The 20,390-nt window shown below is 68.6% G+C and carries 15 protein-coding genes; 7 read left to right on the top strand and 8 right to left on the bottom strand.

From position 1 onward, the window contains the following. The first annotated feature begins 45 nt into the window (after window positions 1-45). The 3 genes from GN153_RS05530 to GN153_RS05520 all read left to right on the top strand — a co-directional run bounded on the left by GN153_RS05530 (window position 46) and on the right by GN153_RS05520 (window position 3,315). Complete coding sequence (locus tag GN153_RS05530; RefSeq protein WP_159900644.1) at window positions 46-1,008, top strand: glycosyltransferase family 2 protein; 963 nt, start codon at window positions 46-48, stop codon at window positions 1,006-1,008. A gap of 162 nt (window positions 1,009-1,170) precedes the next feature. Continuing rightward, window positions 1,171-2,313, top strand: coding sequence for a Gfo/Idh/MocA family protein (locus tag GN153_RS05525; protein WP_159900642.1), 1,143 nt, complete (start codon window positions 1,171-1,173; stop codon window positions 2,311-2,313). A 72-nt stretch (window positions 2,314-2,385) separates the two neighbouring features. Beyond that, on the top strand, window positions 2,386-3,315 hold the full coding sequence (locus GN153_RS05520; RefSeq protein WP_159900640.1) for a glycosyltransferase family 2 protein: 930 nt from the start codon (window positions 2,386-2,388) through the stop codon (window positions 3,313-3,315). A gap of 42 nt (window positions 3,316-3,357) precedes the next feature. On the opposite strand, the gene GN153_RS05515 is transcribed toward GN153_RS05520, so the two are convergent. After that, window positions 3,358-4,719, bottom strand: coding sequence for an alginate lyase family protein (locus tag GN153_RS05515; protein WP_159900638.1), 1,362 nt, complete (start codon window positions 4,717-4,719; stop codon window positions 3,358-3,360). A gap of 292 nt (window positions 4,720-5,011) precedes the next feature. On the opposite strand from GN153_RS05515, the gene GN153_RS05510 reads away from it, so the two are divergent. From GN153_RS05510 to GN153_RS05500, 3 genes are read left to right on the top strand one after another with little or no spacing between them, the layout of a single operon-like run. After that, on the top strand, window positions 5,012-6,184 hold the full coding sequence (locus tag GN153_RS05510; protein ID WP_159900636.1) for a glycosyltransferase family 4 protein: 1,173 nt from the start codon (window positions 5,012-5,014) through the stop codon (window positions 6,182-6,184). After that, complete coding sequence (locus GN153_RS05505; protein WP_201287811.1) at window positions 6,177-7,580, top strand: sulfatase; 1,404 nt, start codon at window positions 6,177-6,179, stop codon at window positions 7,578-7,580. The genes GN153_RS05510 and GN153_RS05505 overlap by 8 nt, the downstream gene beginning before the upstream one ends. Before the next feature lie 3 nt (window positions 7,581-7,583). Next, entirely contained in the window at window positions 7,584-8,777 is a 1,194-nt protein-coding gene (locus GN153_RS05500) for a glycosyltransferase (protein ID WP_159900634.1), read from the top strand. Window positions 8,778-8,813: 36 nt separating this feature from the next. Here the strand turns inward: GN153_RS05500 and GN153_RS05495 are convergent, their stop codons facing one another. The 7 genes from GN153_RS05495 to GN153_RS05465 form a co-directional block, all read right to left on the bottom strand. Continuing rightward, window positions 8,814-10,103, bottom strand: a complete 1,290-nt coding sequence (locus tag GN153_RS05495; protein ID WP_159900633.1) for a sulfatase-like hydrolase/transferase — start codon at window positions 10,101-10,103, stop codon at window positions 8,814-8,816. Between the two features lie 202 nt (window positions 10,104-10,305). Continuing rightward, complete coding sequence (locus tag GN153_RS05490) at window positions 10,306-12,549, bottom strand: hypothetical protein (protein WP_159900632.1); 2,244 nt, start codon at window positions 12,547-12,549, stop codon at window positions 10,306-10,308. Further along, window positions 12,546-13,847 carry a sulfatase-like hydrolase/transferase gene (locus tag GN153_RS05485; protein WP_159900631.1) on the bottom strand — a complete coding sequence of 434 codons (1,302 nt, stop codon included), beginning with the start codon at window positions 13,845-13,847 and terminating at the stop codon, window positions 12,546-12,548. The genes GN153_RS05490 and GN153_RS05485 overlap by 4 nt, the downstream gene beginning before the upstream one ends. Before the next feature lie 2 nt (window positions 13,848-13,849). Further along, window positions 13,850-15,463, bottom strand: a complete 1,614-nt coding sequence (locus GN153_RS05480) for an alkaline phosphatase family protein (protein WP_159900630.1) — start codon at window positions 15,461-15,463, stop codon at window positions 13,850-13,852. Next, window positions 15,464-16,741, bottom strand: coding sequence for a glycosyltransferase family 4 protein (locus GN153_RS05475; protein WP_159900629.1), 1,278 nt, complete (start codon window positions 16,739-16,741; stop codon window positions 15,464-15,466). A 9-nt stretch (window positions 16,742-16,750) separates the two neighbouring features. After that, a complete protein-coding gene (locus GN153_RS05470) occupies window positions 16,751-17,770 on the bottom strand; it encodes an NAD-dependent epimerase/dehydratase family protein (protein ID WP_159900628.1) in 1,020 nt (339 codons plus the stop codon). Next, window positions 17,763-18,788 carry an NAD-dependent epimerase/dehydratase family protein gene (locus GN153_RS05465; protein ID WP_159900627.1) on the bottom strand — a complete coding sequence of 342 codons (1,026 nt, stop codon included), beginning with the start codon at window positions 18,786-18,788 and terminating at the stop codon, window positions 17,763-17,765. The genes GN153_RS05470 and GN153_RS05465 overlap by 8 nt, the downstream gene beginning before the upstream one ends. Window positions 18,789-19,209: 421 nt before the next feature. Here GN153_RS05465 and GN153_RS05460 point away from each other — a divergent pair, with 421 nt between their 5' ends. After that, window positions 19,210-20,364 (top strand): FG-GAP repeat domain-containing protein, encoded by a 1,155-nt coding sequence (locus GN153_RS05460; RefSeq protein WP_159900626.1) that lies wholly within the window; start codon window positions 19,210-19,212, stop codon window positions 20,362-20,364. Window positions 20,365-20,390 lie beyond the last annotated feature (26 nt).

Raw genomic sequence — 20,390 nt, 5'->3', positions numbered from 1 at the left:
CTATGGACAGTATAACGATATCGGATAGCCGGCAATCCGCCACTAGTGACCGAAGACAGTGGATGGGACAGGAGAGTCTCCGGGCTGTCAGACCGCCACCGTCGCGAGGTCGACTCGTCCTTCGACGACCCCCCGGCCCGCCCGGTCGCGGCCTCGGTAGTGATAGTCACCTACCGGACCGCCCGGGAGGAACTCGAGGCCCTCGTCGACGGGCTCGCGGGACAGTCCACCGACGAGTTCGAGACGATCGTCGTCGACAACGGGAACGGCTGGCCCGTCGACCGGCTCGTTCGTGACCTCGACAGCCTCTCGGCGTACGTCAAGCTGCGCCGGAATTGCGGCGTCACGGTAGCGCGCAACATCGGCGCCCGGATAGCTGCGTCCGACGTCGTGGTGTTTCTGGACGACGACGCGGTACCCGGCCGCGATTTCGTCGACGCACACCTCAGGCTCCAGGACGGGGACATCGTCGGCGTTCGGGGGCGAGTGGCGACGACCGAGGACACCTTCTACAACCGGTACCAGTGGTGGTACGACCTCGGGGACGAACCCAAACCGTACCACCTCAACACAGAGGGGAACTCGTCGTACGACCGCGAGGCCTTTCTCTCGGTCGGCGGCTTCGACGAGGGACTCGCGAGCCGGGCGGGCCACGAGGGGACCGACCTCACCTACCGGCTCGTCGACTCCGGCGGCTACGACCGCGACCAGTTCATGTACCACCCGGACCCGGTCGTCTACCACGACATGGACTCGGACCCGGTGTCGTACCTGAAAAAGCGGACGACGAGACGGTACCACAGACAGCGGCTCCTCGACCGTCGTCCCGGGCTCGCGGAGTTCGCACGGTCGTACGACGACCCGGAGGCGGACCTGGCCGTCGAGAGCTACCGGGACAGGCTTCTGGCCATGGCCTTCCGGGGCCTGAGCCGGCTCGGCTGTCGACTGATAATGCTGAAACGGGGTGTGTTCATGCGCCTGCCGCTTGGCAACAGGGCGACCGAGTGACCCGGCCGGCTGGACGCAGTGCCCCGACGGAACCGGGATGCCCGCTTCCGGAGCCGCCGGGCCGACCGACGGACGACACCGCCGTCGGAGAGCGGCGGCGTCCGTCACCGGTCGGGAGGTAGGCGACCCATACTGAATAGCCCCGACCGGTCAGCTTCGACAGTGACGTACAGAATCGGGTTCGTCGGTACGGGGAACCCCGACGGGGACGGGTTCGCCATGGCGTACCGGCACGCGGCGGGCTACCAGCGACTCGACGGGTGCGAGGTCGTCGCCTGCGCCGACCTCGACGCCGACAACGCACGGCGATTCGCGGCGGAGCACGGGATCCCGGAGACCCACGTCTACGGGGACCACGAGACGATGGTGAAGTCTGCCGAACCCGACATCGTGAGTGTCGCCGTTCCGCCTCCGGTCCACGCCGACGTTGTCGTCGACATCGCCCGGAGCGGGGTCACGGATGCGGTCCACTGCGAGAAGCCGATGGCGCTGACCTGGGCGGGAGCCAGACGGATGGCCGAGGTCTGTGAGAGAGCGGGGGTCCAGCTGACGGTCAACCACCAGCTCCGGTTCGGGAGGCCGTACAGGGAGACGAAGCGGCTGCTCGATTCGGGTGCAGTCGGCGACCCGGTCCGGATCGAGTTCCACGAGCAGAACCTCTACGACTCCGGGACACACGCCTTCGACCTCGCGAACTTCTACGTGGACCAGACGCCGGTCGAGTGGGCGCTGGGGCAGATCGACTACTCCACGGAGAACGTCCTGTTCGGGACGCACAACGAGAACCAGGGTCTCGCCCAGTGGCGCTACGAGAACGGCGTCTACGGGATCGCGTCGACCGGCCGCGGCGAATCCTTCGTCGACGCCTACCTGCGAGTGGAGGGAACGGACGGGACACTCGAGGTCGGGGACGACGGGACACTCCGTTATCGGAGGGACGGCCGGGGGTGGGAGAAAGTCGAGACCGGTCCGGACGGACGGTATTTCCCGGACCCGAGCACCCCGAAGCGGGTGACCGAGGCGCTGACGAGGAAGGTATCCGACCGGCTCGCCGACCGCCTCCACACGCCGGCGTACACTGAACGCGCGGTCGAGGACGTCGTCACGTCACTCCGCGAGGGGACCACGCCGGAACTGGCCGCGGAGAAGGCGCTGGACGCCGCCGAACTCATCTTCGCGACCTGGGAGTCCGCACGCCGGCGCGGCCGCGTCGAGTTCCCCCTCGAGGTCGACGACAATCCGCTCGAGGCAATGGTCGAGTCCGGCGACTTGCACCCAGAGCCAGCCGAGTCCCCCTCGCCATGACCGACACCGAGCGCCGGGCGCCGGACCGGCCCGTACACCGACCAGCGACGCGCCGACGGGGAGTGTGACCCGATGACCGCGACGACCGGCTCCCCCATGGTCTCGGTGGTCGTCCCGACCTACTACCGCAACGACCTGCTGGCCGATACCCTCGAGAGCGTGCGCGGACAGTCGTACGACCCCGTCGAGACGGTCGTCGTCGACGACTCGGGCGAGGGACACGCCGCGCCCGTCGTCGATTCCTTCGAGGACGTCCGGTACATCGAACTCGACGCCAACCGCGGGGCGAACCGGGCCAGGACCGTCGGCGCGGAGGCCGCGCGCGGCGAGTTCGTCCACTTCCTCGACGACGACGACCTGATGTACGAACCGAAGGTCGAACGCCAGGTCGAGGTGATGGAGCGTACCGAGGGGGTCGGTGTCGTCTACACCGGTCTGGAGAAGAAAGGGGACCGCGTGGACTGTCCCTCCCCGGAGGTCCGAGGAGAAGTCCTCGAGACCGCGCTGGCGTTCGAGATGTGGCCGTGTATGACGTCGACGATGCTCCTCCGGCGGGACGTGCTCGAGACCATCCTCCCGCTCCCCGACCGGGCGGCGGCGAACGACCTCGAGGTCATGATACAGCTCGCCCGCGAGACGGCCTTCGAGTTCGTCGACGCGCCGCTGCTCTACAAGCGTATCGACACCGACGGGCTCGGTTCCTCCTCGGCGGCCGTGGCGTGTCGGAAGGAGATCATCGCGGAGTACGACCACCTCTACGACGCCCACCCGGACCGGGTCCGGGCATCGGCACTCGCCCACACCTACGAGACCGAGGGTGCGCTCCTCCTGCGGAAAGAGGGGTGGTCGGTCGCCGCGATCCGGGCCCTGCTGCGACACCTCTACCACACTCCCGACGGGAAGCTTCGGTCGTCCAGCAAGGTGCTCGCGGCCTGTTTCGGAAAGCCCGGATGGAAAGCGGCCAACTGGGTGAACCGACAGCTCCCGTCGACAGGGCGGTGACCCGGCCGCGAGGGGACGGCCGGGAGGTCCACGAGCCCGCTCTCACAGCTCGAAGAGGTTGCCGTGCGTGAGTGTCGTCCACCCCAGAATCCAGAGGTCGTAGGCGGGGCGGCCGACCGTCCCGACCACCTCCCGGTAGGCCTCTTCCTCCCAGCGGGAGTAGGCCAGCTCGAAGAGGGAGGCGTAGTTCTCCTTCTGGGTGCTGTCTATCCCGTTCGAGCCGGTTCCCCACTCCCACTCCGACGGCGACTGCAGGTACGGGGCCATGAAGTCGAACAGCTTCTTGAGGGTCGACCCGTCTCCCGGGTCTGTCGGGGCGTTGTACCCGTAGAGGTCGACACCGTGATGGCGGGCGATCTCTGCTGTCATCGTCAGCGCTTTGACGCCGTACGTGTGATAGGAGAGGCCGTCCTCGCGTTTCAGCTCCTGCTTCAGACAGCCACGTCCCTCCCCACGCTTGCGGTACTGGACCCACGGGCGCGGCTTGTCCTTCCCGTGTGCCGCCGTTTCACACTCCCCGCGCCACATACAGAACGCGCGGTCGAGCATCGCTCCGTCCCCGAGGTAGCTCCCGGCGCTGGCGATGGTCGCGATCCGCCACGCCCACTGGTTGTTCGACTGGTAGTACCCCGGGTCGGGCAGCGAAGCGACGAACGTCCGGACCCACTCGCGGAAGGCCGCTTCGCGGTCCCGGTCGCCCCCATCGGTCCAGTAGGGGTGTCCCCCCACGAGTGACGCCCCGTACCACAGCTTCGGGACCGTGACCAGCAGCTCGATGGACGTGCCGTTGTCTGCGATGTTCGCGTTCGGGACCATCCGCGTCTCCGGGTCGAGACACCAGTGGTCGAGGTGGTCGATGGCCGCCTCCGCGTACCTGTCCTCGCCCGTGAACCGGTAGGCGAGTGCCGCGTCCCTGACGACGGTCGTCATGTCCATGGCGACCTGGAAGTCGTGTCTGTCCTCGTCGGCCCCGAACCGGTTGGGGTTCTCCCACCCCGGGGCGCCGTCGTCGACCACGCTCCGCGGCGCCATGTTCAGCGCCCGTTCCGCGTCCGTCATCAGCCGGGAGTACGCCGAATCCCACGGGTCTTCCCCGTCCCTGACCCTCCGGGAGACCGACTCGAGCTGGTCGGACCCGGCGTAGACGTACTCGGCACCCATCGCTCCCGCCCCGTCGTCGTCCGTCGTCCGCTCCGTCCCCGGCTCCGTGGTGGTCCGAGTGCCGTCGTCCGGGCTCCCGGTGGGCCGGTCGGCGGGGTCCGTCGTGGGCTGTGGTGTCGGCTGTTCAGGGTCCGGAGGAGAACGCTCACCACATCCCGCGAGGAGGACCGCCGCGACTCCGGCGGATTTCAGCAGAGCCCGGCGGCTCCGCCGGGTGTTGGAGGACTCGTTGGGCTCTGACACGGCCTCCCATTGGGGGGAGACCGTCTTGAGTTTACGCTCCCTACGCGGTCGGTCGCTCGCTCGAGGCGCCGTCACGGAACGGCCGGGCGCGGGTAAGCCGCCCGAAACCGGCCCGCGTCCGGTTTCCGGGCACGTGCCACGACGGCGGACCCCCGAACGTGTGCCGTCGTTCGGCCCCGCAGAGCCGCCGGCGACGACTGCCGAAAAGAGTGGCTACCGAGCGACCGAAGTCAGAGCCTACCGGGCCGGTATGCACCGTACACTAATGCCGGCAACACGGCAACGTCGACCGATGCGTATCGCAGTGGTCTCGCTCCGTAGCCCGGTCCCGGTCTACACTGGCCTCCTCGAGCGGACGTACCAGACCTGTCGGTATCTCGGCGAGCGTCACCGCGTAACGGTCTACTACCCACACGAGAAACGACAGCAACAGAAGGCCGAGTCCGGTCGAGTGCCCGACGCGCAGCCGTTCGACAGGGTGGGACTCCAGTCCCGCGTCGTCGATACCCTCGAACGGCTGGTGCCGAGCTACTCGCCGCTGAAAGGGGTGTACCACCTGCACCCCTGGCTCTACCCACAGCTCCGGTCGCACTTCCGGGAGTACGACCCGGACGTGGTCGTCGTCGAACTCCCGTATCTCGTCCCGCTGGCAGTTGCGGCCTCCCGCGGGCTGGACTGCCGGCTCGTTCTCAGCGAGCACAACATCGAGTACAAGTTCGCTCAGCGTCTCGACATTCCGCTCTGGCGCCTGCTCCGGCGCTACGAGTTCGCCGCCTGTAACCGCGCAGACGCCGTTCTCACGGTTTCGGAGACCGACCGGGACACGCTGGCCCCACACCTCGACGACGACGTCAGCCTCGCGGTCGCGCCGAACGGTGTCGACGTCGACCGGTTCGCGCCGTCGAACGCCTCCCGGGCCGACGCGGTCCGGGACCGGCACGACCTCACCGAGCCGGTGCTCGTCTTCCACGGTAACCTCGGGAGCGCGCAGAACGCGGAGGTGGTGGAGCTTCTGGTCGAGGAGGTCTTCCCGGCGGTCAGACGCGAGTTCGAGTCCGCGACGCTCATGCTCGTCGGGGCGGGAGCGCCCGACTCGACGCCGCCCGGCGTGGTCTGCACGGGGATCATCGACGACCTGCCGGGTCACGTCGCCGCCGCGGACGTCGCCGTCGCCCCGATGCTCTCGGGGTCGGGCACGAACCTCAAGATCCTGGAGTACCTCGCCAGCGGGGTGCCGGTCGTGACGACCCCGGTCGGCGCGGAGGGACTGCCGCTCGTCGACGGGGAGACGGCGCTGGTTTCGCCGCCGGGCGATGCCGCGGCGGAGACCGTCCGGACCCTGCGGGAAGCGGACCTGCGGGAACGGCTGAGCGAGAACGGCCGCGACCTCGCCGTCTCTGAGTTCAGCTGGGGAGCCACGCTCGCGAGCTACGATGCGGCCATCGGAGGGCAGACCCGTGCCTGACACGCCACCTACGGCGGACCGTCGAGAGAGGACCCGTGAGACGTCCGACCGGCCGAACGTCCTGCTGCTGACCGTCGACTCGCTCCGCTGGGACGCCGTCCCGCGCGACGGGTTCGGTCCGGATTTTTTCCGGTCGACCGCCGGCGAGCACGTCCGACAGACCCGGTTCGAGAGGGCCTTTGCGACCGGGCCGGGGACCTCCCCCTCGTTTCCGGCCCTGCTCACCGGGACGATGCCGCTGTCCTACGGCGGCCTCGGCCCGCTGTCCCCCGACAGACCGCGGGTCGCGACGCACCTGCGCGAGGAGGGGTACGACACCGCCGGCTTCCAGTGTAACCCGTTTCTCTCCGAGCACTTCGAGTACCACGTCGGGTTCAACACGTTCGAAGACTACCAGAACCCGCTGATGGGGCTGGCGACGCGGGTCTTCCCCCGCGGGATCGAGATCAACAACCCCAGGCTCCGGCGGATCGACCGGTATCTCCACCTGACCGACGCCGTACGGAAGGCCTACCAGTTGCTGCGGGGCAAGCCACGCCCGTACGTGAGTGCGGATGTGATCGTCGACGACACGGTCGACTGGCTGGAGACGGCGGGCGACCCGTTTTTTTGCTGGACGCACTTCATGGACGTCCACCACCCCTGCTTTCCCCCGGCGGAGTACCGCTCGGAGTTCGGCGTGGCGGAGGTCACGCAGTCGGAAGTGGGCGAGTGGTACTCGATGTCGCTGGGCGACCCGGACGCGCTCACCGAAGAGCAGGCGGACGCGCTCTACCGGCTCTACAGGGCGTCGATACGGTACACCGAGGACCAGGTCGGTCGGGTGCTCCGTCACCTCGCGGAGAGCGGGCGGCTCGAGGACACGCTGGTTGTGTTGACTTCCGACCACGGCGAACTGTTCGGGGAGCGGGGGAGCTACGGGAAGCCCGAGCGGATGTACGACGAGCTCATCAGGGTCCCCCTCGTCGTCCTCAACGGCCCGGGGCACCTGGACGACGCGACCGGGGACCTCGTCAGCCTCCTCGACGTCCCGCCGCTCGTCCACGAGGCCGCAGGGCTCGACGTCCCGGCGACCTATCGGGGCCGACGGCCCGGGATCGACGACCCGCGGGAGCACGTGCTCGCGGAACACGAGGTCGAGGGCGAGGTTGTCGTCGGCGCCCGGTCGGATGACTGGCTGTACGAGCGCGACGAGATCAGAGACGAGGCGCGCCTGTACGACCTGCGCGGCGGGGGCGAACAGCGGGTCGCCGTCACCGACCACGCGACGGAGAGCAGCCCGGTCAGGCGAGCGGTCGCCGACCGGTTCGACCGGCTCGACCTCGACGCCGGGGAATGGAACGAGGCAGTCGAGGGCGACGTCGAGTCGAGGCTCGAGGACCTCGGGTATCTCTGAGCGATGTCCGGACCCGACCGCCGGAGCGGAGACGCGGGCGCACCGAGCGGGATACGGGTGTGTCACCTGCTCCACCACCTGGCGCTGGGCGGGGTCGAGAACCAGCTTCTCCGGCTCGTGGAGGCGATGGAGGGGTATCCGGTCTCCCACACCGTCTGCTACTTCGGGGACGACGACAGTCTGCTCGAGGAGATGGAGCGGGCGGGGGCCGACGTGCGGCGGCTCGAGACGACCGGGCCGACGGCGGCGGACCAGTTCGACCCCCGGAGCCTGCTGCGCCTGTGGCAGTTTCTCCGAGAGGGGTCGTTCGACGTGCTCCACACCCACGTCTCGCTGTACGTCCCGGTGGTCGGCCGGGTCTGTGGACGGCTGTCGGGGACGCCGGTGGTCGGGACCTACCACAACACCAGGGAGACCTACCACCCGGGGACGCGGGTACTCGAGCGCGCGACCCGGCCACTCAGCGCCGTGGACATCGCCGTCTCGAAGGACGTCGAGCGCTCCTACGCCGGGTCGGCCGACTTGTACAACCCCGGCGCCGGCGGTAGTTTCGGTCGGGAGACCTACACGATCCACAACGGGATCGACGTCGACGAGTTCGCCAGTCAGGTCGACAGCGCGACCCCCGAGAACCGCCATGAGCGCCCGGATGACGGCGAGGGAGTTGTCTTCCTCAGTGTGGGACGGTACGTCGAGGAGAAAAACCAGCTGAGCCTCGTGGCGGCGATGGCCGACGTCGTCGAGGCGCTCCCCTCGTCACATCTGTTTCTCGTCGGGTGGGGACCCCTCGAGGCCGACCTCAGGGAGGCGACCGTCCGTCACGGCATCGAGGAGAGCGTGACCGTCACGGGGCGGGTGGAGTCGGTCCAGGAGTACTACTCGCTGGCCGACGTGTTCGTGCTGCCCTCCCTGACCGAGGGGTTGAGCGTCGTCCTCCTCGAGGCGATGGCGGCCGGCCTCCCAGTCGTCGGGACCGACGTCCCGGGGACCGCCGAGGCCGTCGACGACGGGTCCACCGGGGTCGTGGTTCCGCCGGACTCGCCGGAGGCGCTGGCGGATGCGATGGTGCGGGTGGCCCCGGCGGACCGTCGGGAACGGATGGGTCGGAACGGTCACCAGCGGGTGCGCGAGCACTTCAGCATACGAAATACTGCTGAGTCCTACGTCGACATCTACCGCAGAGTCTGCCCGGAGTGAGCGGTTCGGGACACGACACGCCGGGGACCGGCACCCTCAGAGGTACCCGAGCGAACGGAGGTGACGCTTGACGTCCTCGTCCTCCTCGACCGTCGCCGACACCGAGGGCTCGGGCAGCGCGTCGAGATACTCGTCGCAGGCTCCGCGCATCTCCGAGCGGACCGCGGGGTTCTCGCCGCCGACGTCGGACGTCTCGCCCGAGTCAGCCTGCAGGTCGTACAGCCGTTCCTCGTCCTCGCGGCGGACGTACTTCCAGCGCTCGCCCCGGAGGGCGATGGCGTCGTCGGATTCGGTTCGCGCGACGGCGTGCCCGGAGGTCAGGTCCCCGGCCTCGAGTGGCTCCTCGCGTGCACACGAGAGCAGTATCTCCGGGATGCGAGCCGTCGAGACCGGCGCCTCCACGGTCCCGTCGGTGTCGGTGCCGTGGACCAGAAGCGGGACGTGGAGGTTCTCCTCGTAGAGCACCGGGGTGTGGCCGTACGTCCCGTGTTCCCCGAACCCCTCGCCGTGGTCCGAGTGAAAGAGGAGAACGGCGTCCTCCGCGAGGTCGCCCATCAGCCGGTCGACGAACGCGTCGACCGAGCGGACTCCGTCGCGGTAGGCCTGCCCGAGCCGCCGGAGGGTGGTGTCGTCGATGTTCGACCCGTAGGCGGTCCGGTCGCCCTTCGTGCCGAGGACCCGGTTCGCTCTCAGCGAGGCCGCCCACATTCCGAACGCCGAGGACTCCTGGCGGTCCTGCCTCGGGACGATGTAGGGGTTGTGCGTGTCCATGAGGAAGACCCAGACGTACACCGGCCCGTCGACCTCCTCGAGTGTCGCCCGGATGTCGTCGTAGAAGGTCCGCCACTGCGAGAACCAGGTGTCGTTGGACAGCCAGCGGTCGGCCAGGATGGCCGGTTTCTCGACCGGCGTGCCGTCGAACAGCGAGATCAGCCGGCCGCCGGTCCGCCCCACCTCGTGGAACCGGTCGAACCCGGCGTCGAAGTCGGTGTTGGTCGACGTCCAGGGGTTGGCGGTGAACGCGACCGTGGTGTATCCCTCCTCGCGAAGCCGCTGACTGACGGTCCGGAACCGCTCGAGGTGGCTCCGGATGCGCGAGGCCCGGTCCTCGTAGCTGTCGGTTCCGTGCCTGTTGGGCGCGAACGGGGTTCCGGTCTGGGAAACCGGGACGGACGAGAGCGTCCGCGGCCCCGGTGCGACCGCCGTCTCGAACACCAGAGAGTCCCGGGCCAGCCGGTCCAAGTTCGGCGTCGTGGCGGCCCCGGACTGCCAGCCACAGTGGTCCGCGCGGAGGCTGTCTGCCGTCACCTGAATGATGTCCCTCACGACCTGTTCGAAGGCCCCGCAGCACACTTAGTAAACGACGGCATAGCACCCGGTAGGCCGGCTCCAACGCCGCTCTCCGGCGGCACGACTAGCATCCGGTGGAGACCGGCCGCATTCGGTCGGGTCGTGTCCGGTCGCGTCGCGCCCGGTTGGATCGCGTCCGGTCAGGGCCGTGCCTGACCGGCCGACGACACCGACCCGGTCAGCCCCCGTCTGCGTCGTCGGTCTGGAAGGTGACTACCGTGTCGCTGTTGTCGTAGACGACGCTCCGCCGGTCGAGTGCCAGCGCCTCGGCGTCCAGCGACACCGGCGCGAGAACGCTCACGCTCCCGTCGTACACCTCGGACTCGGGGGGCTGGAGCGTCATCTTCACGCCGTCCGTGCGGAGGGACTGTTCCTCGATGAGCGTCAGCCCCGGCTCCGTGAGGAGCTGTCCTTCCCTGACGGACAGGGTGGTGAACCGCGACGGGCGCTCCGGGGCCAGGTCGGCCCAGACAGCGTGTGCCATGTAGCCGCTCATCACGTGCGAGCTTCCGACGGGACCGTCGTCGGAGTACTGGAGGACGTGCGCGGCCGCGTCGATGTCCCCCGTCGAGAGGTGCTTCCGGGCGCCCTTGTCGTATCCCGCCTCGTCTGCTATCGACGGGTCGGTGAACCCCGCACCGACCGAGAGGACGGCCATCGTCACGACCAACAGCGCGACGATGGGGACGGCGCCGCCGCGGCTCGAATCGGCGGTGAGGCGCTCGAGCCCCAGTGCGGCGACGGGGACGACGAACAGAAGCGCCATGATGCCCCACCGGTTCAGCGCGCCGATCCCCCGGGCGACGAGCCAGGCCGGGTTCGGAACGAAGACCAGGATGGCCGCGAAAAACCCCAGGAGTACCATGGGGTAGACGCGGCTCGGCACCTCCCCACCCGACCGGAGGACGGTCCAGAGCCCGTAGCCGGCGAGAGCGAGGAACGGAACGTAGTGGAGCTGGGTGAACAGGAAGGGCGCGGCTGCGCCGAACAGCTCGAGCGGCCCGGAGTAGAACTCGATCAGGAACTGCGTCGTCGGCGCGCCCGAGCTGGCCGCGGGGCTGAACTCGGTGACCCAGTTGATCGGCACCCAGACGACGCCCGAGACCACCCAGTAGACGGCGACGGAGATAGTCAGGACGACGTACTGGTAAAGCGGTCGCCGGACCGGGCCGATATCCGAACGGCCGACTGCCGCCCAGAGCAGCCAGACCGCCCAGACGCCGAGGAGGACGACAGCCATGAAGACGCTGAGGTGGTGGGTCAGTATCCAGGCGAGGGTCACGACGGCCGCGGCCGCGGTGAACCGGTGGTCCGTCCGCCACTTGGTGAACAGGAGGCCGAACACCGCGAGGAACACGAAGCTCAGTGACTGGACGTGTGCCTGGGTCCCCCACGCGACGAACTCCGGGCTGAACGCCGCCAGCGCCCCCGCCAGGACACCGAGCCTGCGGGACCCGGTGAGGTTCCGGACGAGCGCGAACCCGGCGACCACGACGACCGGGAACAGCACGACGAACAACACGCCCATCAGCGTCCTGGCGTCCATCCCGGTCATCTGGGCCAGCACGCTCGACAGCGTGTGAAACAGCGGGAGGTCGGCGTACCTCGTCCCCGCGACCGCCGCGAGGCTCCCCGCGGAGGTGATCCGTTCGGCCAGCGTCGCGTGGTAGACGGTATCGAGGGTCCGGACGTAGTAGGGGACGGTCAGCGCCTGTGCGGCGAGCAACAGCCCTGCCCCACCCCCGAGCAGCGCGAGTGTGCCCGGGGTGGCGACGGACTCGTCGTCTGCCAGCACGGCACGGAGCACCAGCGAACCGAACAGCAGGGCGACCATCAGAAAGAAGACGACCCCGCGGCCGACGACGAGAAGCGCGCTCGCCGCGAGCGCGAGCGTCCCGGTGGCGAACCGCGGGTCCTGGTAGACAACCCAGACCGGCCGGGTCCGCTCGAAGACCGCCGTCGCGACCCGGTCGTAGGGGGCAAACAGCAGGAAATCGAGCAGGAGCGCCGAGGCGAGACCGATGACCGTCATCCCGAAGAACCGCGAGCGGCCGCTGTCGACGGCCAGCACCAGGCCGACGAGGACCGCGGCGTGCAACGCGACGAGCACGCCGAGCAGTAGCAGCCGGCCGGCCCGGGACCCGGACCCGGTCGCGCCCGCCCGTCCGGCTGCCTGCCTGGTCGAACTCGAGCGCACCCCCGTCAGCGGGGCCGAGTCTCCACCGGCCCCGTCGCCCGAGCCCGACACCACTCGGTAGACGAGATACCCCACGAGTGAGCCACCGAGCAGCGAGGCTCCGGGCACGAGCGGGACCTCCCCGACGAAACCGGGGACGGCCAACAGGGCTGCCGCCGCGGCGTTCGGACCCGGGACGCCGGAGCCGCCAGCCGTCGCGAGAAGCCACGCGGCCGCTCCCGTCATACGTATCCCAACTCCTCGAGGCGCCGTTCGACATCGGCGTCGATGCCGGTCGTCGTCTGTCTGATCGTCTCCAGTTCGACGTCCTCCCGCGCCAGGAACGAATCGACCGTCCGCTCGAGCTCCCGGGCCACGTCGGGGTTTTCGACGGGCGTCCGCTCCTCGGGGTCGGCCGCTAGGTCGTAGAGGGTCCGTCCCTCGACGGTCCACCGCTCGTGGTCGAAGCTCTTGATGAACTTGTACCGGCCGGTCCTGACGCCGACGTAGGTCCGCTCGTGGTCGGGGGAGTGGTTGAACAGCAGCGCGTGCCGGGTCGTCCCGTCGACCGGCGTACCGGCCCAGGTCGCGGGGGACGGGAGTCCGACCTCGTCCAGAATCGTCGGCCCGACGTCGAGGTGGCGGACGTCACACTCCGCCGTCGGGTGCGACAGGTTCGCGGTCAGGAGCGGCGTCGTGACACACTCGTCGTACAGCTGTGCGTGGCCGTGGAAGCCGTGGTCGAACTCCTCGCCGTGGTCGCCGGTCAGGACCACCACAGCGTCCGAGTCGACGAAATCGAGAACGGCTGCAAGCCGGTCGTCGAGGCGTTCGAGACACCTGTGGTACAGCTCCCGGAGGCGGGCCAGCGTCTCCGGTGACTGTCGGTCGCGAACGTGGTAGTCGAACAGCGTCCGGTAGGTCCTGTAGACTCCGGTCCGCCGTGCGCCGCGCAACCCGGGGAAATACGGCCCATGAGCGTCCATCAGGTGCATCCAGAGGAACCGCGGTGGGTCCTGCTCCCGGTACCACTCGCTCGCCCGTTCGGCGACCTCGGTGGCCGTCACGCGCTTTTGCAACCGGAGGAACCGCTGTACTCTGTCGACCGTCGAGTAGTTCGGCCCGCCGAACTCGACGTCGTCCCGCATGCCGTCGTTCCAGAAGTAGTCGAAACACCGGCTCCACCGCGCGAGGAAGGGGTTCGAGCCGACGACCGCGCCCGTCCGGTACCCGTGGTCGGCGAGGACCTCGGGCAACGGGCTGGTGCCGGGTCTGAGCCCCCCCTCCGTGTCGTAGGTCCGCACGATGTGGTCGCTCGCCAGGATCGGGGGGAAGGCCCCGTGAGTGGCCGCCGAGCCGCTGACCGCCCGGGACCTGTCGTACCCGTTCTCCGCAGCGAGCCGTCGGAGGGCGGGCATCCGTTCGACGGCGTCCGCCCGCCACGCGTCGATGGTGACCAGCACCACGTCGGGCCGCGTGGCGGAGTCGCCCGTGGTGTCCGGCCCGGTACCCGTCCGTCGACGCTGTGTGGAATCCCCGTTCATGGTCACTCGAGGTACCCGAGGCTGTTCAGCTGGTCTCTGACCTCCTCGCGCTCGTCGTCCGTGTACTCGCGGGCCTCGGAGTGGCCGTCGTTGCTCTCGCGGGTCGCCGGGTCCGGGTCGTAACTGAGCCGGTCTCCCGGGACCTCGCCGTCGGCGTTCTCGGGAACGGCCGTGTCGACCAGCTCCAGCACGAGCGGGTAGACGTCGAGGATGCTCCGTTCGTCGACGTCCGCCGTCTGGCCGAACGACGGTCCCGCGGTGACGAGCGTTCCGACCTGGCGGTGCTCGCTCCACTCGTCGCGGGCGAAGACCTCGCCGTCGTTGAACCCCGTCTGGACCGTCACCCGCATGTCGTCGGCTATCGGGACGAGGGCGGGCGCGTCCGGGGTAAAGGGGCCCCGGAAGACCGCTTCCTTGCGGCCGACGCTGGTGACCAGTCGGTCGTCGCGTCCGGGTTCCGGGTGGTCAAGCTCCCGGAGCTTTGCCTCGATCTCGTCGGCCGTCCGCTCCGCGTCCGCGGCCGCGACTGTCCCCTGTGGGTGTGTCTCCTCCGCGTTGAGGTACACCACGTTCTGGTCGGGGCTGTACGCTTCCGTCCGCTCCCACTCGACGCGGTCGGGATCGAACCCCTCGCTACCGGGGTCGGCCGGCGGGACCACGCGCCGGAGCGCATCGAACACCGGCTGCGGGAGACGGCTCCGGACGTCATCCAGTCCGAGCGCGGATTTCACACCGACCAGCCGGTCCCGGGTCAGCCCGGCCCGGCGCAACAGCGACCGGAAATCCGTCCCCGTCGCGTCGTCGACGGCGAGGTACCCCTCCTGCCGGAGCCACTCGTTGATGTAGAAGTTCCAGTCGCTGAGTGCCGCGTGGCCGTGGTCGCTCATCACGACCACGTCAACGCCCGACGGACACGCCTCGAGCAGCTCCCCGAGTGCACTGTCGACCTCCACGTAGAGGTCGTGGAGCAGCTCGCGGTTGCGTCCGAGGTAGTGGCCGCCGACGTCGGAAGCCATGAACACACAGAAGAACACGTCCACGTCCGTCTCGCGGACGAGTGTCTCGAAGGCCCGCTGGTGGTGCCAGAGCCCGTCGGTGAGGTCCGCGAGCACCTCCTCGTCGCTCGCCCGCTGGAGCTCCGGCCCCATGCTGAACGGGTGGACCCGGTACCGCTCGTCGAGGTGTCGTTCCACGGTCTCGACGACTCCCGGCGGCTCGCTCACCGTGACCCGGTTCGGGACCGGCCAGCCCGCGACGACGTACCCGTGGTCGAGGTCGCTCGGCGGGTAGCTCAGCGGGACGTTGGCGACCCCACAGGACACTCCGGCGGCGTCGAGCGCCTCCCACAGCGACTCGGCGTGGATGTCGCCGTAGTTGACGGGCGTCCGGCCGTACCCGCCCGACTCGCGCTTCGTGAACCCGAAGCAGCCGTGCTTGCCACCCTGTTTCCCGGTGAAGATCCACGGCCACGCAGGCGCCGACAGCGGCGGGTCGGAGGACCGGACCCCCCCAGAAGAGCCGCGCTCGCGCAGCGACCGGAGCGTGGGGAGGTCCTGCTCCCACTCCTCGACCAGGGTCGGCTCTAATCCGTCCAGCCCGACGAGGATCACCTCCATCTACCGGCTTCCTCCCTGTGGCGGCTCCACCCGGACCCGGGGTGCGTCCGAGAGCAGCCGGTAGTACTCGTCGACCGACTGTTCTTTCGTGTAGTTCGACTCGAACGCCTCGCGGGCGTTTCGCCCCTGCCGCTCGACGAGGTCGGGGTCTCCCCGCCACCGCTGGACCGCCTCGACGACCCCCTCGACGTCGTGCTGTCTCACGACCTGTCCCGCGTCGTGGCGTTCCACCAGCCGCGCCTCGTCGTCGTCGGGGTGTGAGATGGCCAGGACCGGCTGGCCGGCGGCCAGTGAGGTGTAGAGCTTACACGAGACACACAGCCCCTTCATCCCGGCGTCGACGGAGACGACCGAGACGTCCCCGCTGGTCAGTGTGTACGGGAGGACCCCGAGGTCCTGGTACGGGAGGAAGCGCACGGTGTCTCCCCGGAGGCCATACCGCTCGGCCAGCGCGACGACCTCGTCTTTCCTGTCACCCTCGCCGATGACCAGCACCCGGACCGGGTCGTCCTGGAAGGAGCGGGCGGCCTCGACGACCGTCTCCAGGTCGTGGTTCGCGCCGATGTTGCCGGAGTAAACCAGCGTGAACGGCTCGACGAGGTCGTGTTCCTCGCTGAACCAGTTCTCCGATTTCTCCATCGGCCGGATCGACTCCCCGTCCGCCCAGTTGTGGATGACCTCGACGGTCTCCGGGTCGAAGTCCTCGCCCGCAGCCTCGACGATGTGGTCGCGCATCACCGGCCCCAGGGCGACGACGTTGCTGGCGTCCGCGAAGACGTGTTCGTTGACGGCTGCCCAGGCCCGGTAGACGACGCCCCCCTCACGGATGTGCCCCGAGGCGGCCACGACGTCCGGGTACAGGTCGTAGACGATGTAGGTGTACTCCCAGCCCTTGAGCTTGCACAGCAGCCACATGGCCGGCGGGAGAACCGGCGGGTTCGAGACGAAGACGAGCTCGCGGTCCGCCGTCCGGTCGCGGGCGAGCACGAGCACCATCCAGACGGTGAACACGCCCCAGTTGAACAGCCGTCTCGGGAGCGAGGACTGGCTGACCTGCGGGGCACGGATCCGCGTGACCGGAACACCTTCGTGAGTCTCCTGGTGTGGCTGGCGACCCGTATCGCTCGCGTGGTAGTTCGGTTGCCCGGTGTACACCGACAGGTCGAGCCCGCGCTCGACGAGGCCGACCGCGAGGTCGGTCATCAGCTGTCCCGTCGAGGCGGTGTCGGGGTGGAAGTACTCCGTTACGAGCACGTACTCCTTTGGGGCGTCGCTCATGGGTCTGGCTCACCGCTCGTGCAACAGCGTCTCGAGGTTGTCCCTGACGTGGTCCTCGTCGCGGTGCTCCAGATACCAGTCGACAGTCCGGTCGATCCCGTCCTGGAGCGTGTGCCGTGGTTCCCAGCCGAGCAGCTCTTCGGCGCGGGTCGTGTCGGCCGCCCGGTGTCGGACCCCGACCGGCTTGTCCGTCAGGTACTCCACCTCGTCGGGTTCCCAGCCGAGCCGGTCGAAGACCGCCCCCGCGACCTGGTTGATACTGATGTAGTCGCTGATCCCGGCGTTGACGGGAGTAGCGTCGGTGACGTTCTCGGCGGCGAGGCGCAGCGCTCTCGTGATGTCCTCGACGTAAGTGAAGTTGCGGGTCTGTTCGCCGTCCCCCCAGACCCGGTAGGGGTCCTGACCGGCGTAGGCCTTGGCGATCAGAGCGATGATGGCGTGGGTCTCGTTCTCCCGGGGGCCGTAGGCCGTGAATATCCGGACGATCGAGGCGTCGATGTCGTACTGCTCCTCGTAGGCCTGCAGGGAGCGTTCGCCCATGAGCTTCGCCCACCCGTACACCTCGTCGGCGTACGCGCCCCCGCGCTCGTCGAAACTGACCATCTCCTCGCGCAACCGCTGGCGCTCCTGCTGGATGTCAGTGGGGTAGGTACAGGCGCTGGAGGCGAAGCAGATCCGGTCGACGTCGTTGGCCACGGCGGCCTCGTAGACGACGTTGTCCAGCGCCATGTTCGTGGCACAGTTCGCCGGGTAGTTCGCGATGTATCCCCGGCCGCCGTGGTCGGCCGCGAGGTGGAACACGGTGTCGACGCCAGCGGTGGCGTCTTCGGCAAACCCCATCCGCTTGAGGTTCCCCACCCGGAGTTCGATATCGTCCTCGACGGTGGCGAGGTTCTCCCGCTCGCCGCTCGAGAGGTCGTCCGCGACGCGGACCCGCGCTCCCGCCGAGACCAGGTCCTCGACCAGGTGTGACCCGATGAACGACGCCCCCCCAGTCACGAGCACGCGCTCGCCGCCCCACTCAGTCATGGGTCACCCACTCCTCGCGGCCGGCCGCGACCTCACCCGCTGCCGTGAGCTCCCGTTCGACCCACTGGTAGGTGCGACGCAGCCCCTCCTCAAGCGGGACCCGCGGCTTCCAGTTGAGCCTGTCCCGCATCCGCTCGGTGTCCGCGCAGTACCTGTCCGTCCCCGTGGGTTTCGACCGGTCGTGCTCTATCGCGATGTTTTTCCCGCTGAGGTCGATGATCCGCGAGGCCAGCTCGTTGATCGTCACCACTTCCTGGGCATTGCCGAGGTTGATGGCCTCGCCGCCGAGCCCCACCTCCGTCGCCTGGACCAGTCCTTCGACGAGGTCGGTGACGTAGATGAAACCACGTTCCTGCGTCCCGTCCCCGAACAGCTCGATGGAACCGCCGTCGGGCGTCTCAACCGCCTTCCGGCACAGCGACGGGATGACGTGGCTGCTCTCCGGGTCGAGGCTCTCCCGTGGCCCGTACGCGTTGAAGATGCGGACGCTGCCGGTCTCGATATCGCAGTCGGTGTGGTAGGCCTCGCAGGCAACCTCGCCCAGTATCTTCGCCCACCCGTACGTCGAGTGAGGGTCGGCCGGAACCGCCTGGTCCTCCGAGAACTCGTTGAGCCCGTCGTGTTGCTGTCGGTAGATGCAGGCGCTCGAGGCGAACAGGAACGTGTCGACCCCCTCTCGACGCGCCGCCTCCAGGAGGTGGTGGTTCATCAGCACGCTCGGGGTGAGCCCGCCCACGTTCTCCGAGGTGATGTAGTGGATCCCGCCGACGCTCGCCGCCAGGTGGAACACGTGGTCGACGCCTTCCACTGCCCGGACACAGCCCTCCCTCGTGGTCAGGTCGACCGGTTCAAGCGCGACCTCTTCCAGCAGGTGGTCGAGGTTGGCCAGGCGGCCGCGCGAGAAGTCGTCGGCCACGACCACGTCGGCGCCCCGGTCGACCAGATGCTCGGTCAGGTGGGAGCCGATGAACCCCCCACCACCCGTCACTAGCACGGTATCTTTCTGCAAGTCGGTCATCAGGTTTTCGAGGGGACGTATCGGACAATAGTATGAACGTATTACCGGCTCTGAAGGACGTCAGTTACCCGTCCCGGCGTCAACAGTACCGAGACGCTTCGGCCGTCCTGTCACGCGGAACAGCCAGCACATACCGCCACAGGACCCTCCTAAAGCCGGTAGAGTGACGGACAGGAGGGCGCCCCTGCACCGGACCCGACCGGGTGGCATCGCTTGGCAGGACACCGTCTACTTCCCGTAACAGGACACCGTCTACTTCCCGTAACCGTTTTCCCGCGCGGTTGCCACCCGGAACTGGTGGGCCCGAACTGGCCCAGCAGTCGGGGAGTCACTGGCCTCGACCGCGACATCAGCGTCTCGTGGTCTCCCCGAGCGGGATTATGAACTCCATACTTTTCTCCGGACAGGGGGCTCGCCACTTATGGAGTTCGACCACGAGCGGATCGACGCGGATCCGCCCGCAGAGCGGATGAGCTTCTGTCTCGTCGAAGACCTCACCGGAAACGGGCGTCCGGACGTTCTCATCGGTGCGAACGGGGCGAACCGGTGGATAGAGGTTCCGGTCGTACAGGCATCCGTCGACCTGCGGCAGGTCCCCGGCATCCAGTCGGCGCTCGCTGCTCTCGAAACCAACGTCTTCTGGTACGAGAACCCGGGCTGGGAGAGACACGAGATAGCAGTGACACCGCATCTGGCGGTCGGCGGTGCCCTCGGCGATCTGACGGGGGACGGGCGTGCCGACCTCGTCGCCGGACAGAACCTGGTCCCCGGCCTCTACTGGTACGAACAGCCCGAGGACCCCCGGGATACCTGGAGCCGCCGACTCATCACCGAGGACTTCGAAAAGTACCACGACGTGGCTGTGGCGGACGTTGACAGCGACGGGGACCGCGAGGTCGTCTTTCTCTCCCAGGAGAGTGCCGTTCTCGGGTATTACGAGATCCCCGAGAACCCGCGCCAGGAACCCTGGCCCCGAGACCTGCGACAGCTCGTCGCCGAGAACATCTCCGTCGAAGGGCTCCTCGTGACCGACCTCGACGGTGACGGGAGAAACGAACTGGTCGCCGGCACGGAACTGTTTCGCCGGTCGGAGGGTGGCGGCTGGGAACGGGAGACTCTCGCCGAGGGGTGGGGGTGGACCAGGATCGCCGCCGCAGACCTCGACGGCGACGGGCTGCAGGAGCTGGTCGTGACCGAGGGGGACATCCCGTACAAGGCCGACCGGCCTGCCCGACTGGCGGTGTTCGACCCGCCGGACTGGGAGGTGAAGGTCCTCCGCGACGACCTCTACAACCCGCACACCCTCCAGCTTGCGGATTTCGACGGCGACGGGCACGTGGACATCTACGTCGCCGAGATGGGACTTGACGGCTACGACGACCCGACACACCGGATCTTCCACAATCCCGGGGACGGGTCGCTGAGTTTCGAGGACGTCGTGGTCGACCGCGGAACGCCGACACACGAGGCGAAAGCGGTCGACCTGACCGGAGACGGGCTCCCCGACATCGTCGGGAAGGGGTACGCTGGCTCCCACGTCGACGTCTGGTACAACCGGACCGAGCCGACGGGCTGAGCCCGGCGCGTCCGGGAACGCGGTAC

The sequence above is a fragment of the Salinirussus salinus genome (assembly GCF_009831455.1).
Taxonomy (GTDB): domain Archaea; phylum Halobacteriota; class Halobacteria; order Halobacteriales; family Haloarculaceae; genus Salinirussus; species Salinirussus salinus.
This window is presented reverse-complemented; position numbering and strand designations above follow the sequence as displayed.

Excerpts from the sequence above, each read along its gene's own strand:
- GN153_RS05520 (WP_159900640.1), top strand. The coding sequence starts at position 2,386 with ATGACCGCGACGACCGGCTCCCCCATGGTCTCGGTGGTCGTCCCGACC.
- GN153_RS05510 (WP_159900636.1), top strand. The coding sequence starts at position 5,012 with ATGCGTATCGCAGTGGTCTCGCTCCGTAGCCCGGTCCCGGTCTACACT.
- GN153_RS05500 (WP_159900634.1), top strand. The coding sequence starts at position 7,584 with ATGTCCGGACCCGACCGCCGGAGCGGAGACGCGGGCGCACCGAGCGGG.
- GN153_RS05490 (WP_159900632.1), bottom strand. The coding sequence starts at position 12,549 with ATGACGGGAGCGGCCGCGTGGCTTCTCGCGACGGCTGGCGGCTCCGGC.
- GN153_RS05485 (WP_159900631.1), bottom strand. The coding sequence starts at position 13,847 with ATGAACGGGGATTCCACACAGCGTCGACGGACGGGTACCGGGCCGGAC.
- GN153_RS05480 (WP_159900630.1), bottom strand. The coding sequence starts at position 15,463 with ATGGAGGTGATCCTCGTCGGGCTGGACGGATTAGAGCCGACCCTGGTC.
- GN153_RS05475 (WP_159900629.1), bottom strand. The coding sequence starts at position 16,741 with ATGAGCGACGCCCCAAAGGAGTACGTGCTCGTAACGGAGTACTTCCAC.
- GN153_RS05470 (WP_159900628.1), bottom strand. The coding sequence starts at position 17,770 with ATGACTGAGTGGGGCGGCGAGCGCGTGCTCGTGACTGGGGGGGCGTCG.
- GN153_RS05465 (WP_159900627.1), bottom strand. The coding sequence starts at position 18,788 with ATGACCGACTTGCAGAAAGATACCGTGCTAGTGACGGGTGGTGGGGGG.
- GN153_RS05460 (WP_159900626.1), top strand. The coding sequence starts at position 19,210 with ATGGAGTTCGACCACGAGCGGATCGACGCGGATCCGCCCGCAGAGCGG.